This window comes from Pseudomonas grimontii (genome assembly GCF_007858185.1).
GTDB lineage: Bacteria > Pseudomonadota > Gammaproteobacteria > Pseudomonadales > Pseudomonadaceae > Aquipseudomonas > Aquipseudomonas grimontii.
Genome location: NZ_VFES01000005.1, coordinates 138,236 through 152,223 on the forward strand (window position 1 = coordinate 138,236; position 13,988 = coordinate 152,223).

13 protein-coding genes and 3 pseudogenes are annotated in these 13,988 nt (G+C 57.9%); 6 read left to right on the top strand and 10 right to left on the bottom strand.

What is annotated here, in order from left to right; genetic code table 11:
* Genes FIV39_RS10495 through FIV39_RS10505 form a run of 3 tightly spaced genes read left to right on the top strand, consistent with a single transcriptional unit; the run spans position 1 to position 2,719 of the window.
* Positions 1 to 636, top strand: coding sequence for a hypothetical protein (locus tag FIV39_RS10495; RefSeq protein ID WP_186731512.1), 636 nt, complete (start codon positions 1 to 3; stop codon positions 634 to 636).
* The gene (locus FIV39_RS10500; protein WP_090404121.1) at positions 633 to 1,874 is read left to right on the top strand and encodes a hypothetical protein; all 1,242 of its coding nucleotides are present in this window, start codon (positions 633 to 635) and stop codon (positions 1,872 to 1,874) included. The genes FIV39_RS10495 and FIV39_RS10500 overlap by 4 nt, the downstream gene beginning before the upstream one ends.
* The gene (locus tag FIV39_RS10505) at positions 1,871 to 2,719 is read left to right on the top strand and encodes a DUF7281 domain-containing protein (RefSeq protein WP_090404119.1); all 849 of its coding nucleotides are present in this window, start codon (positions 1,871 to 1,873) and stop codon (positions 2,717 to 2,719) included. The genes FIV39_RS10500 and FIV39_RS10505 overlap by 4 nt, the downstream gene beginning before the upstream one ends.
* 673 nt (positions 2,720 to 3,392) lie before the next feature.
* On the opposite strand, the pseudogene FIV39_RS33365 reads toward FIV39_RS10505, so the two are convergent.
* Positions 3,393 to 3,495: pseudogene (locus tag FIV39_RS33365) on the bottom strand (transcriptional regulator); the annotation flags it as partial.
* A gap of 176 nt (positions 3,496 to 3,671) precedes the next feature.
* On the opposite strand from FIV39_RS33365, the gene FIV39_RS10520 reads away from it, so the two are divergent.
* The gene (locus FIV39_RS10520; protein ID WP_090404117.1) at positions 3,672 to 4,208 is read left to right on the top strand and encodes an ATP-dependent nuclease; all 537 of its coding nucleotides are present in this window, start codon (positions 3,672 to 3,674) and stop codon (positions 4,206 to 4,208) included.
* A gap of 246 nt (positions 4,209 to 4,454) precedes the next feature.
* Here FIV39_RS10520 and FIV39_RS10525 read toward each other — a convergent pair whose 3' ends face one another.
* The 7 genes and pseudogenes from FIV39_RS10525 to FIV39_RS33895 form a co-directional block, all read right to left on the bottom strand.
* The gene (locus tag FIV39_RS10525) at positions 4,455 to 5,000 is read right to left on the bottom strand and encodes a hypothetical protein (protein ID WP_090404114.1); all 546 of its coding nucleotides are present in this window, start codon (positions 4,998 to 5,000) and stop codon (positions 4,455 to 4,457) included.
* Positions 5,001 to 5,140: 140 nt separating this feature from the next.
* Positions 5,141 to 5,548, bottom strand: a pseudogene (locus FIV39_RS10530) (response regulator); the annotation flags it as partial.
* A gap of 2 nt (positions 5,549 to 5,550) precedes the next feature.
* On the bottom strand, positions 5,551 to 6,837 hold the full coding sequence (locus FIV39_RS10535; RefSeq protein WP_244176316.1) for an ATP-binding protein: 1,287 nt from the start codon (positions 6,835 to 6,837) through the stop codon (positions 5,551 to 5,553).
* 53 nt (positions 6,838 to 6,890) lie between these two features.
* On the bottom strand, positions 6,891 to 7,502 hold the full coding sequence (locus FIV39_RS10540) for a chemotaxis protein CheC (RefSeq protein ID WP_090404107.1): 612 nt from the start codon (positions 7,500 to 7,502) through the stop codon (positions 6,891 to 6,893).
* Positions 7,502 to 7,861 carry a response regulator gene (locus FIV39_RS10545; protein WP_090404105.1) on the bottom strand — a complete coding sequence of 120 codons (360 nt, stop codon included), beginning with the start codon at positions 7,859 to 7,861 and terminating at the stop codon, positions 7,502 to 7,504. The genes FIV39_RS10540 and FIV39_RS10545 overlap by 1 nt, the downstream gene beginning before the upstream one ends.
* 239 nt (positions 7,862 to 8,100) lie before the next feature.
* The gene (locus FIV39_RS33890) at positions 8,101 to 8,964 is read right to left on the bottom strand and encodes a methyl-accepting chemotaxis protein (RefSeq protein WP_390620696.1); all 864 of its coding nucleotides are present in this window, start codon (positions 8,962 to 8,964) and stop codon (positions 8,101 to 8,103) included.
* Positions 8,959 to 9,714, bottom strand: a pseudogene (locus tag FIV39_RS33895) (MCP four helix bundle domain-containing protein); the annotation flags it as partial. The gene FIV39_RS33890 and the pseudogene FIV39_RS33895, both read right to left, overlap by 6 nt.
* A 152-nt stretch (positions 9,715 to 9,866) precedes the next feature.
* Here FIV39_RS33895 and FIV39_RS10555 point away from each other — a divergent pair.
* Together FIV39_RS10555 and FIV39_RS10560 are read left to right on the top strand one after the other, a co-directional pair.
* Positions 9,867 to 11,078 (top strand): multidrug effflux MFS transporter, encoded by a 1,212-nt coding sequence (locus tag FIV39_RS10555; RefSeq protein WP_090404100.1) that lies wholly within the window; start codon positions 9,867 to 9,869, stop codon positions 11,076 to 11,078.
* Positions 11,079 to 11,192: 114 nt separating this feature from the next.
* Entirely contained in the window at positions 11,193 to 12,050 is an 858-nt protein-coding gene (locus FIV39_RS10560) for an SDR family oxidoreductase (RefSeq protein WP_090404098.1), read from the top strand.
* A 15-nt stretch (positions 12,051 to 12,065) separates the two neighbouring features.
* Here the strand turns inward: FIV39_RS10560 and FIV39_RS10565 are convergent, their stop codons facing one another.
* Both FIV39_RS10565 and FIV39_RS10570 read right to left on the bottom strand, forming a co-directional pair.
* The gene (locus tag FIV39_RS10565; protein ID WP_027605855.1) at positions 12,066 to 12,980 is read right to left on the bottom strand and encodes a site-specific integrase; all 915 of its coding nucleotides are present in this window, start codon (positions 12,978 to 12,980) and stop codon (positions 12,066 to 12,068) included.
* Between the two features lie 107 nt (positions 12,981 to 13,087).
* Positions 13,088 to 13,900, bottom strand: a complete 813-nt coding sequence (locus FIV39_RS10570) for a M949_RS01915 family surface polysaccharide biosynthesis protein (protein ID WP_090404096.1) — start codon at positions 13,898 to 13,900, stop codon at positions 13,088 to 13,090.
* Positions 13,901 to 13,988: the final 88 nt, after the last annotated feature.

Consider the following 13,988-nt stretch of genomic DNA (forward strand, 5'->3'; position numbering starts at 1 on the left):
TTGGAAAGCCTGCTGGGCGGCCGCTTCATTTGTCGCTACTCAAGTCCTGAGCTGTACAGCCAGCTCTGTGACGCCAGCTATGCCCGCGCTGTCGACCAGGCTCTGCAGCCATTGGGTCGGACACTTGGCTGGCTGGGCAGTATTGAGCAACCAAGCGCGTTTTTCTCGCGCTTCGTGAGCCTCTCCTATGCGAATGATCGCATTGCCGCTGCTGAGGAATTCAAGCATATCCGTGACGCCATTTGGCCTGTGGTGGAATTCATCCAGCTCTGTGCCCGGGCTGGTAGGGGAGACGTCTGCCTGGCTCCTGGGGAGGAAGTGCATACCGCGCAGCTTCTGGCACAAGTTGAAAACAGCTCGATTTGTGGAGATCAATTGCGCGATCTTGCGGGTCACGCTTTCTTCCGCAAATCCAAGCGTGGAGACAGCCACAGCGAGAAGCTCTCCGTCGTGCTCAAGACCATGGAAGAGGCGGGCTTCCTGGTCAGGAAAGGGGTTGGATCATCCATCTTCGTCGCCACGGGCAAAATGACCTATATCTATCGGGCCATGTCCTGGATCGTGGAGCACCAGAAGTTAGTTCCCGACGACGAAAGCGATGCTGCCTCCGACACACAGAGCGAGTTCATCCTGTGAGAGCCGAAGATTGGGCAACGCTCGGAAAGCACCTGGTCGCAAACGCCGCCACCCTTGAAACCATTGTCCAGGCGGATGAGGAGGGTACCGCCAAGCCAGAAATGATGACCCAGGGCATTATGTGGCTGATCAAGCAGCACCTGGTCGATGAGTTCGAAGGAAGCCTGCACCCTTCCTCCCTCCTGATCGACCTCGGTGTACGAATCAGTTCGCAACGCTTCGAGCTATCCGCACCGGATCTTGAAGAGTTGCTGGTCAAGATCGAGCAGGCTTGCGAGCGGTATCTGGCAGCGAAGGACTTATCCCTAGCCGATGCTGATAAGGAGCAGCGATCAATCTGGCTGGCCGTGCGCCAGGTCGTGACGCACCTGCGCGATGAGCATCGAGCAACGACTGAGTTCATCGAAGGCCGATACGGCTTTTCGCCCCGGTTTGAAGACCGCCTGCGCGACATCCGGCAAGCCGTGGAACGCCTGGAGCGTCTGTCCAACAAGCTGGACGCTTTTGAGTACGACAAGCTTTCAGGCTGGTGTAACAATGACCGGACACTGCGTCGGCTGCTGCTGACAACCCTTCATAGTGCAATCATGCGCCAGCGCACCCGCTTGGGTGACTTAATCACCCGGCTCGACCAGTTGGGAGTAACGGTAAGAAAACGTAACCGATTGCGCCAAGTGGTTCTGGCAGTCGAAAGCTGGCTCCAGGCTGGTAATGTTCCGGATCTTGAGGGCATTCTGGATCGGGCCGATGCTGCTGAGTGGGTATGCGCATCGCCCTTATCCCTAGGCGGCTATCTGCATCCTCCCGTTGAAGACTCCCAGGCGATTGACGATATGGCGCTGCTCATCCACTCGTTGCCTGCTCCGAGGGTGCGCAAAGCCGTTGAAGATCTTGCGGCCCGGCCAGCAGCACGCGTGATCCCCACCGAGCTGGAAGTCGTCGAGGCCCCCATTCCATTTGCTCAACCGCACTTGGAGGCCATGCTCTTGGATTTGAAAGAGCATCGTGTGCCGCAGAGCGCCAGCCGTTATTGGGAGGACAATGCCGAGAGTGAATACGGGGTGAATGTCTGGCTTTACGCGCTTGATGCCTATTACCGAAACCTTGTGCTGGTTGCGCAGAAAACTGAAAAACCCCTGCGATACGTGCTTGAGCCAGTAGCTGAGCCCATGCCCAGAGGCATCGCGAACCAACTCGTGACTGACCTTACCCTACGTATCAAAAGGCGCGGCGAATGAGCGATCACAGCGTTTTACGCAGCAAGCGAACTATAGAGATGATCAGCACGCTCGTGCGCATGGGCTTGGATAGTGTGGCGCTCGGCAAACTTTGGAAGACGATCCACCGAGACTATGGGATCGGTGAAGTCAGTGGCAGTAAGCTGTTGCTGAGCCCCGCTGACCGTCAAGCACTTAGAAGCCTCCTGATCGATAAAGCTAACTGGGATCCAGTTGAGTCCAGGAGGGTTGAAGGCTCAAGAATTGGGCTTGCGAGCCATACTCGCGTAGAAAAAGCTTCGAATGAGGTTGTCGGCCGGTTGTTGGCATTGGTGAGTAGCCCTAGAGGGAAGGTGGACTTGGCTGGCTCCCACTACATGATTCCACCCGGTGGCTCATTAGCACTTCCCGTCGATCTGCTGGCCGGCATTGACCGATTCGTGATGGTCGAGAACCTTGCGGTTTTTTTGGGCGCTCATTTCTATAAAATGCCGGAAGAGCTCGCGGGAGTTCCGTGGGTGTTCAGGGGTTCGCCACAATTCTCACCCGCTGCGGCGGCGATGCTGGCCGAGGAGACGCCCAATGTCTTCTATTTCCCGGACACCGATCCCCAAGGGTTGGCCAACAGCTTGAATGCAGCCAATTGCTCAGGGGTCATAAGCTGCACCCTTGATGAACTTCATGAACTCATGGATTACCGGCTGGATAAACCCCACGACTACATGAACCAACTCCATGCCATGGATGGGCTGCTCCGATCAGGTCATCCGCTGGCGTTGGTTCTGAAGGAGCTTCGTACCGGCTTCAGCCAGGAATCCATGGCGGGACGGCAGCTGAAGATTTGGTGCAGCGTGGCCGCGGGTTAGAGGTGTGATGCGTAGGTGCTTGGTGTAGATGGCTGGTGGTGATGCCTAACTACACGTGTGGAGGCCTGAAGTCTTCCAAGTCACCTAGCGAGATCGGGACTTTATAATGATCCTCAGCCGGGATGGGAAGCCGCCGGATTCTCGACCTGACAAAACATGGAGGAGGGTGGGTAGTTTAGCTTTGGTGGTTGGGGGAAGGAAATGTGGTTCATAGGAGCATTTGTTGTGATGCCGTACAAATATACAGTGCACGGTAAAACCGCTATCGACGATCGCCAAACGACGGCAGGAAGCTCTACTTCTTAGGCGGTGTTGTCCCAGGGGGCTGCTTGGGGACTTACGTATCCGGCGATCAGATATTGTCCCTAGTAAATTGAGCCGGGTTCATAGGGTAATAATCTGTCGATCGACCTTCGTTTCCGTCTGGCCAGGCGGTACAAACCAAATATGTAGCCTCGTGATCTAGGGACACCACGATGCCGGCACACGCCATTTCTGAGCCTATGGCGCAAGCGAGATTGCCGACTACATGCTGCGTTGCCACTATTGATGCCGATTTGCTCGATTTGCTTGCAGCATCGAAGTGGCACCACACAGCCGGCTTTAAGTCACCATGGACATAAGAAAACAGAAGGGAATCGCATGTATTTGCGTCAGTTGGATGTCACCGGGTTCAAGTGCTTTGGTGAGCCAACCAGCTCTCGACTTCCTTGGAACCATATTGGCCTTTCCATTCCTTGAGGGGGCTTGTGGTTGCCGCCCTTCGTTTCGATCACTGACCGTCCTGAACAACTTCCACCGCTCTACAATTCCTATTATCCATTTCTCTCCATTACAGATAGCAGTTGCTCGAGATAGCGCCTTGCCCCAGTCTGTGGCATATAGCCAGTCACATTGCCTTCGGCTTGGAAGCCCAAAGTCCGATGGAAGCCAGGCTTAGGGAGAAGTTGGTATGTACCTTTCAGCGCTGTCTATACGTAATTTCCGGCAGTTTGGCGATCTGACTCCAGGTTTTGTGATCCACTTTAACCAGGGCGTCACTGCTCTTGTAGGGGAGAATGATGCCGGTAAGACCGCAGTAATCGACGCCATCCGGCACGTCCTGCAGACCCGTGACTCGGATTTCCTTCGGCTTGAACTGGAGGACTTCCATGTCACAGGGAATGGCGAGCCTACGACGGACATCACCCTGGTTTGCACGCTGTCCGGGTTATCCACGCTGGAACTCGGAGCATTTGCTGAGTACGTAACGTTTTCTGGTGGCGAGGGCCTGCTACATGTGCACTGGTCAGCACGTCGACTCGCGTTGCCGACTGCGTCACGTCGCTGGGTCGACATCCAAGTCCGTTGTGGGGCGCGCGGAGAGGGGCCGGCCCTGGACGTTGGAGCGCGACAGTTACTGGCGACCGCCTACCTGAAGCCTTTGCGGGTCGCAATGGCTTGCTGGCTGCGCTCCAGCCCCTGGGGATCAAGGGTTTCAGGGGATTAACATAGGGCTTTCCACTTAAACCGCGATTGGCGCAGTTGGCGTGGAATGTTTTCCGAATAAGTTGTCCACGTTTCCGATTAACCAGTGGGGGTCACACTATAGAGTCCTATAGATGCACGCCGTCGAATCAGTGACTTACGAGCCCATACAACCTAGCACATGATTTAACATAATATACATTATGCGAAGCGCCCTATGCGGGGCTGGGGGGCTCTGGTGGTCAGATTTGAAGGCAAGCACTGCCTCTTACGCATCGCCTGGTCCAGCTTGCTGCTTGGCGATGTAACTCACGATGAATGCATCCTGCGATCCGCGCTCCTTGTGATAACCAACCACGTTGGCCAGCGTCCACCGCAGCAACCTCATCAGCACCGGATCAGAAAACTTCCAGCTGCTCGACTCGTACTGATACCGGCTGTTGGTGAAAACATCTCGGTACCGGTCGAACGAATCTTCCTGGCTGTCCAGGGCCAACGCTTTACGAATGTCTGCAGGCACGGCATGAAACAAGGTCAACAGATCGTGACCGTCACGACGCTGATCGGCCGGCGTCTTGCCGGTTGACTGAAGATGCTTGTGAGCCGCTTTGAGTGCATCAACGTCAATCGTGTAGGTTTCACCGGACGTATCTTGATGCTGGTCTGGTACAGAAATGAAGCTTTTCAGCACTATTTCCATGCCAATCGCTGCGTTAACCATGGAGACATGTGGGAGGTTTTGTGCGTCTAGAAGCTCGGCAGCCTTGAGATAACTATGGGCGCTTTCAAGCATCCAGCCTGGAAAGTGTTTCATTGAACAGAGCTCCTTGAGGATGCATGCCTACCGAAGATAGCCAGGTGAACTACCCTGCCCTCATCATATAATAATAATGAATAACTCAACTAAATGACTATTTAGTTGAGTTATATAGTCGACTGAACATTCGGATCGTGACGATCACCGCTCACTCTCTTCATTTCCAGAGCCTGATCGAGAGTGAGCTTCAGCTCTTCATCATTCCAGGGCTTGCTGATGTAGCGGAAAATATACCCGTCGCTGAGCGCTTGGGTAATCATGCTCATATCGGCATAACCGGTCAGCAGGATATTCATGCAGTGCGGATTGCGCTTATGCACCTCGCGCAGCAAGGTCGGACCGTCCATGTGCGGCATGCGCGCGTCACAGACGATCAGGTCTATAGGGTGTTGTTCGAAAAGACTCAGCGCCTGCGCCCCACTCGTGGCCAGGAGCAAGTCGTAAGGCTTTGAGCGCAGTAAACGTCGGAGGCTGTTGAGGATACTTTCTTCATCATCCACCAGCATGACGGTGTAGCGTTTTACGCAGAAAGAGAGCGTGTCCATGATCAGCGTCCTTCAGCGGCGTAAGTTGAGACGTCCTGTGTCTTGGGCTGGCGTAGTGGTAACCACGCGCGGAAGCGACTCCCCCTGCCCGGCTCGCTTTCGACGGTGAGCCTTCCATGGTGCTTGACCATGATGCTGTACGACAACGACAGGCCAAGGCCCGACCCCATGCCCACCGGTTTTGTTGTGAAGAACGGTTCGAATATCCGGTTCTGGATTTCAAGGGGGATGCCATGACCGTTGTCGGCGATCTCGACGAACACTCCGCCGTCTTCCCTCCCGCTACTGATGGTGATTTCGCCGTCGGCGCCCACGGCATGGCTGGCATTGATGAGCAAGTTCAGGAAAACCTGATTGATTTGTGAGCCCATGCATTCGATGGGCTCGACATCGCCGTAGCATTTGATCACCTGAGCCTTGAACTTGATCTCGTTCCAGATAACGTTGAGGGTGCTATCGAGCCCCTTGTGCAGATCGGCCAACTGCCATTCGTAACTGTCGACATGGGAGAACTCACGCAGGTCCTTGACTATGCGGGTGACCCGGTCAAGACCGTCGGCCGACTCGGCAAGCAGGTCGTCGATGTCCTGACGCATGAAGGTGTAATCCATCTTGTCGCGCATGATCGCCAGCTCGGGATGAGCATTGGCATGTCCTTCGTCTGTCGCCTGTTCATGAGCCTCGAGCAGCGCGAAGATGTCCACGAGATAACGACGCAGGCTGTTGACGTTGGAGCAAACAAAGCCGATCGGGTTATTGATCTCGTGGGCCACGCCCGCAGCCAGTTGCCCTATCGCCGCCATCTTCTCGGACTGCAACAACTGCGCCTGTGCATCTTCGAGCCGCGCGATAAGCAGCGCCTGGGCGCCCTTTTCTTCTTCCAGCAGCTTGTTGAGGTGCGTCAACTCGAGTTGGCGGGCAGCCGTGTCAGTCGTGTCACTGATGGCCAAGCCCACGCCAAGATTGCTGCCATCGGCGTCCTGCACGGGGAAAAAGGTGCAGTTCTGATACATGAGCCGGACCATGCCACTGATGGGCCGGGTGCTTTCGAAATTGAACAGGTGCGGCCGTTGCTGCCATGAAGTGAACGCAAAGTTTTGCAGGGTGACGACGCTGTTGATCTTCTGCCGGGTCCAGACCTCCGGTAGCTCCGGAAAGGCTTCAAACAGCGTACGACCGACCAATTCTTCAGCGCTGCGGCCACTGTTGATGGACATAAAGTGATTGGAAAACAGCACTTTGCAGTCCTGGTCGACCAGCAGCACACCCATGTTGATGGCCTTGAGCATCGACTCAAGGGTTTCCCGGGAGATTGCCTTGCTGTCTGTCATGAGAGATCCCTTCAAAGCTCGTCCAGCAAACGATCGATGGCCCGAACGACAACGCCTGCTGTGCGTTCAGTGATGCAGATCAGCAAGTCGCAGGAGAATTGATGAGCCTCAACCTCGAAACGGATTTCCAACACCATCGCAAGGTGTTCATTCAGGTTCAATTCATCCAGTGCATTCGCTTCCTGTTCCCTGTGGACGAGAATGGATGGCGCGTCATAACTCACTTGAGTCGCCACCTGCCTTGCCAGGCCACTGATGCAGGCGCCGGTCAGGATGTTGGTGACATCAAGCATCAACTCATCCTGCTGGGCCAGGCCGCCGCCCTTGTAGCCCAGCAGTTCGGCCAGTTCATCTGCCCCCATGGAGCCAAAGCACACGAACACTTCTCCGCGCAGCTCCCCCAGGAACGACTGGCGGGTGACGATCATGAAGCTTCGGCGCAGATGCTCCGGAATCGCCAGGTTATTTTGTTCCCGGATCAGCGGGTGAATAAAAGGAACCGAAAGCGTCACCATGGTATTGGTCAGCAGGGCCAGTCGCTCGGCCGCCTGTCCCATGGCGATATTCATCAGTTCCTGCAAGGCATCACGTTGGTCTTCGGTGAGCTCGGCCAAGGTTTCCATCAAAGCACTCCTATGACGTGCAAAGCACTGAGTACGGCTTCTGAAGTAACCGGCTTGGCGACGAATGCAGCCGCGCCCAGATCGAATACGCGCTGCCTGGCCAGGGGCTGGATATCTGCGCTGATCACCACGACAACCACATTGGCGTCTTCGCGCTTGAGCGCCTCCAGGGTCTGGAAACCGTCCATGACGGGCATGGTGAGGTCGAGAAAAAGCAGATCGACCAACCCGGCGTGGTAGGCCTCCATCACCTCGGCACCATTACAGGCTTGGCGAACATCTTCGGTCAGTGATTCTGGCAGGGAGCGCAAGACCATCTTGCGCGACATGGATGAGTCATCGGCGATTAGAACTTTCATGGTGCACTCCACAGGTATGAAGTGTCCTGCGGCCTAAGCCGAGGCCGGAGACATCAAGATTTGATTAAATCTTCCAATCACTCTAGCTCGCCATATAGCAAAGAGCCATCAGGAAATCCTGATATTGCCCTAATGATTTGCGAAACCTGCAGGGATTTCCCTACAGGCCGCCAAGCGCCGGCGCGAAGCTCAGTAACCACTCACTGCGGTCGGATAATCGCGCAGGCAGTTGAGCTGAGTTACAGGCTGAAGCGATCCACGGACTGCGACAACTTGCCGGCCAGGCCTGCCAACTGATCGGTGGTTGAGGCGGTTTCGCCGATGATGCGGCTGTTGTTTTCCGACATCCCGGCAATCATCTCTACCTGGTGGGAGATCTCGTTGCTGGCCAGGCTCTGTTCACCGATGGTGCGCGAGATGTCATTCACCAACTCGGTGGTATTCAGGGTGGCCTGCAGAATATCGCGGATCGCTCGTTCCACCTCCGCAGTCACCGCCATGCCTTTATCCACTTGGGTGACGCCCTCCTCCATGCTGGTCACCGCTTCCCGGGTGTTCTGCTGGATACGCCCGACCATGTTGGCAATTTCCTGGGTCGAGGCACTGGTACGGCCCGCGAGGCTGCGCACTTCATCGGCGACCACCGCAAAGCCGCGCCCCTGTTCGCCGGCGCGGGCGGCTTCAATCGCGGCGTTCAGGGCCAACAGGTTGGTTTGGTCAGCGATCCCCTTGATCACCTGGATAATGCTGTAGATCGCCTCGGACTCCTTGTCCAGCGTACGAATGACCTGGGCCGATTGCTGCGCTGAACGAGCGATGCCATCCATGTCCTTCACCACCTGGTGGATCACCCGGCCGCCATCCTTGGCCAAGGCTTCAGCCTGGTTGGCCATGTCCAGGGCGCGCCCGGCATGCCGGGTGATTTCCTCGATACTGGCGGTCATTTCACTGGCCGCTGCCGCCATGGTGCTGGCCGCCGCGCTTTGCTGCTGACTGCTGCCGGCAACGTCATGGCAGCCCTGGCTCAAGCGTTCGCTCATGCCATTGACGCCATGGGCGTTGCTGCGCACCACTTCGATCATGCCGCGTAGATCTCGCTGCATGGTAGCGAGGCTGCGGATCAAAGAACTGGCTTCGTCATTGCGCTTGGGTTCGACAATCGGCTCGCTCAAGTTGCCACGGGCGATGCTCGCGGCAATGCGACTGGCGGCCTGCAGCGGCCCCATGATGCTCAAGGTGACCCAGCGACCCTGGGCCAACAGCAGCAACAGGCTGGCAACCAACACCGCGCTCAGGGTGATGTTGGCGTTGCTGATGGTCTGCCGTGTGCCCGCGCCGGTCTGCTGGGTATTGGTTTCGATCAACTCACTCAGGGCCGCCATTTGATCTTCCAGGCGACTGAATGCGGTGTTGAAGCTCTCCAGCTCCCCACGGGCGGCTTCGGGATTATCCAACGCCAGGGCGACGATGCGCTCGCCGGCACTGATATAGGTATCCAGACTGGGCCGGATTTTTTCCAGGCTGGCCTTGAGCGTCTCGTTGAGCGGCAGCTTAAGGTTGTCACCCAGCACTTGACGGAAATGCTCGGCATGCTCCTTCAGCGAGCTGTTGACCTCGTCCTTGGTACTTGTGCTTTTGCCCAGGCCCACCAGCATGGCCGACAACACATCGGCGCGCAGGGCGTCGTGCATCATGTCGGCTTCCATATGGTTGCGCAGGATCGTCATGCTGACCTCGTTGTCCTCCACGGCGCTCGCCATCCGGGTATTTCCCAGGTAACCGGCCAGGCTCATGAGCAAAGCCGCGAATACACCGGTCGCAATCAACAGTATCAAGCGTAATTTGATCGTCATGCCTGTATCCCCTGAACCGCCGGTTGGGGCCCCAACCGTTCGAGCGTCACTAGTACCGTTATCGGCACCCGTTGCCTGTTATTGAAGCCTAAGTTTAAGGATCTGCGCAGATCCCTTAAGCTGACCGACCTTTGCTCCGCCCGGAACCATGTATGTCTCGAAGTATTGCCCACCTCGCCCTGCTGCTGGGGTTGATCACCGCCGTTGGCCCATTCGCCATCGACATCTACCTGCCCGCCCTGCCAACCCTGGGCGCCAGCCTGCACGCTTCGCCGGCAGCGGTACAGATGAGCCTGACGGTGTTCTTCATGATCATCGGCGTGTGCCAGCTGTTCTACGGGCCGATCAGTGATGTGTTCGGGCGCAAGCCGCCGATTTATGCGGGGCTGGTGATCTTCGCCGTGGGCAGTATCGGCTGCGCGCTGGCGCCGACGATTGAAGTGCTGATTGGCTTTCGCGCCGTGCAGGCGTTCGGCGCCTGTGCCGGGATGGTAATCCCCCGCGCCATTGTGCGTGACCTGTACACCGGCCATGAAGCCGCGCGGCTGATGGCCTTGCTGATGCTGGTGATGAGTGTTTCGCCGATTCTCGCGCCGCTGGCCGGCAGCCTGGTGATCTCGCTGTGGAGCTGGCGCGAAGTGTTTGCCGTGCTCGCGGTGGTGGCGGTGCTGTGCATGGTGATGACGATGGTGCAACTGCCCGAAACCCACCCCGCCGAGCGCCGGCTGGGCAAGACATTGGGCACGGCGTTCAGCAGCTACGGCGCACTGCTGCGGGACCCGGTGTTCATCGGTTTATCGGTGGTGTGCGGGTTCGGACTGGCCACGTTCTTCGTGTTTATCGGCAGTGCGCCCTTCGTCTACATCGAATATTTCGGCCTCACGCCTACCCAGTTCAGCCTGTGTTTCGCCCTGAACGCCGCGTCGTTTTTCGCCATGAGCCAACTCACTGCGCGCTTGAGTGCGCGTTTCGGCCTGGCGCCGCTGATTCGTTGGTCAGTGGTCGCGGTAGCCGTCGTAATGGTGCTGCTGGCCGCCAGCACGCTATGGGTCGATAGCCTGGCGGTGATGATGTCGTTGCTGTTTATCGGCTTCGGTTTCCTTGGCCTGCTGTTGCCGGCGGCCGGGGTGTTATCCCTGGAGGACCATGGCGCTGTGGCGGGTTCTGCCTCCGCCCTGTTGGGTGCCATCCAGATGATCACCGCAGCCGTGTCCATGACCCTGGTCGGTGTGTTCGCCGACCACACACCGGCGCCGATGCTGATCGGTATCGCGCTGTGTGCGCTCGCGGCGATGCTCACCACGCTGTGGACCTTGCGCCGTCTGCCGGCGCACTTGCTGTCCAGCGCCCCACCCTCCTCCTGATCGGCGCCGACGATCTCGTGACCATTCGTCGGGCCTTGAAGGGATCCATCACAACTATCGCAGGCGGTAAAACAACTAATTCCATAGCACCCTTCAAGACCTATGGAGTTTGAAATGACTGACTACCCACGCCCACCGTTCGCCGCCCAGCCCCAGTCCGTGCCCGGTTCCCAGAAGAAAATGGACCCGTACCCCGACTGCGGGGAGCAGAGCTATAAAGGCTCTGGTCGGCTGGCCAACAAGATCGCCCTGATCACCGGTGCCGACAGTGGCATCGGCCGCGCGGTGGCCATTGCATTTGCCCGTGAAGGCGCCGACGTCGCCATCGCCTATCTGGACGAACACGAAGACGCCAGGGAAACCGCACGCTGGGTTGAAGAAGCGGGCCGCCAGTGCCTTTTGCTGCCCGGTGACATCGCGCAAAAAGCCAACTGCCAGGCGCTGGTCGACAAGACCGTGGAACAGTTCGGGCGCATCGATGTGCTGGTGAACAACGCTGCGTTCCAGATGACCCACGAAACGCTCGAGGAGATCGAGGATGAGGAATGGGTCAAGACCTTCGATATCAACATCACCGCGATGTTTCGCATTTGCAAGGCCGCGCTGCCGCATATGAAGGCCGGCAGTTCGATCATCAACACCAGCTCGGTCAACTCCGACATGCCTAAGCCGACGCTGCTGGCCTATGCCGCCACCAAGGGTGCAATTGCCAATTTCACCGGCGGCTTGGCGCAGTTGCTGGGAAGCCAGGGCATTCGCGTCAACAGCGTGGCACCGGGGCCGATCTGGACGCCGTTGATCGTGGCGACCATGACCGACGACGACGTGAAGAGCTTCGGCAGCGAAACCCCGCTGGGCCGCCCCGGCCAACCGGTAGAAGTGGCGCCGATTTATGTGCTGCTGGCGTCGGATGAAGCCAGCTATATCTCGGGGTCGCGCTATGCGGTCACCGGTGGCAAACCTATTCTGTAAAATGGCGCTGATCGCCTACAAATCAAACCGATCCACGGCCCGCCGCCGCTCATTGTCGTCACGCACGTCATAGCTGGCGGTGGTCTGGATATTGGTGTGATGCGCGAGTTTCTGCGCAATCGACAGGTCATGCTCCTCAATCACTCGCGTAATGAACGAGCGACGGAAATCGTGGGGCATGATCTTTACGCCCACCTGCTCACCGCGCTGGCGGGCGATGTAGTAAATCGCGTGCTTGGTGATACGTTCCCGGGTGATATGGCTGCCCCGGCGTATGCGGTTGAACAGAAAGCTATCGTCCTGCTCGCCTTCCTTAAGCTGTTCGCGCCTGAAGGCCAACCAGGCCTGCAACTTGGCGAAAGCCCAGTCCGGGGCATACTTGACCAGCTCCTTATTGCCCTTGCCGATCACCCGCAGGCTGCGCTCATCGAAGTTGATCTGCGCGAGGTCGAGGTTGACCGACTCGGACTTGCGCATGCCCGAGCCGTAGAGGATGCCGATCACTGCCGCATCCCGCAGGCCCTGGGGGCGCGGATCGGCGGCGCAGACTTCCATCATTTCGCGGATCAAGGTACGACGCAGGTTGCGGCCCTGGCCCAGGCGCGTGCCAGGTGTGGCTTTGACCGTGCGCATTTTCAGCAGATGTTCCTGGCTGATCAGGCTCATGCGCCAGGCTTCATTCATCACCCCGCGCACCGCATTCACATACAGCGACGAGGTATTCGGCGCATAGCCGTCCTCGCGCAATGCAGCGACCAGGGCGATGACATGTTCGGGTTGCAGCAGGTGCCAGTCGATGTCTTCGAGGTTGATGTCCTCGAAGCCCAGGCGGTCGGCGGCATCCTGCAGCACGTAGCGCATGGTCAGTTGGCTGGAGGGGGCCAGGCGGGTGAGGTAGAGGGTCAGCGGATTGCGGATAGACTCAGTCAAGGTAAATCAGCCTTTGGATTAAATACCTCGTCCAACCCTTTGTTTAATCGAGGTATTTAGTGAATTGGCAGTCGCGAGTCTAACGCACCCGCGGCCGTGGCGCCAAATCACGGGGCTGTTTCGTCATCCTCGACCGGTTCCGGGGGCTGGGTCTGGGCCTGGCTCCATTCGGCGTCCTGTTTCTGCATCAACGCGAACCAGTGCTGGCGCATGAATGCGAGATAGGCATCCGGCGCCTTGGCAAAATCCTTCTCATCCCCATAGCAACCCGGCAACGGCAGTTCGGTGCCCTGCTCCTTGTACTGGCTGACCAGCGCCTGCTGCGCGGCCACGCTGCAATCCTTGGGCAGCGGCATGCCACGCAGGCCCCCGGCTTCTTCGTCCCACCAGGCTGCGCCCACCCGGTCGACCCCGCGCAGACGGTACTTCTGCGACTTGCCGACATGCATGATGAGCTTGAATTCATTGGGGCTGACATCGCTGGTGCAGGTGCGCGAATAGCCCACCGTGGTCTGGGTGAGGCCATCGCCATTGAGATCGGTGACCTTGGTCGCGGCCATGTCGAAGCGCAGCGCCGCATCGAACTGGCAATGCTGTACGTCGTCGTAGAGCATCCACATGCGCTTGGGGCGGTCACCGTCGATCAGGTAGTGGGCCGCGTAGACAAATGCCGACTGGGTACCATCATCCTCGCGCTCACTGACTTGCTCGGAGAGCACCAGCAGGTTCTTGCCCTGACGGTCGTCCCAGGTATAGGCGGCGACCTGCCGGCCGCGCACTTCAACACCCTCAGGCACTTGAGCGAGTGCGGTAAGTGCCACGCCATCATCTGCGCGTGCGGTCGTGACGCAGGCCACTGTCATCAACAATCCGATCAAAACGGGCCGCCATTGGCCGCCTATACGCTGCACGCTGTTCATCCGAGTACCCTGGCAAGAGATGGCTTACTTTACCGGCACTTGAGGGCCAATGCAGAGAAGATTCTTCAATATAAATGCGCAGCGGGCA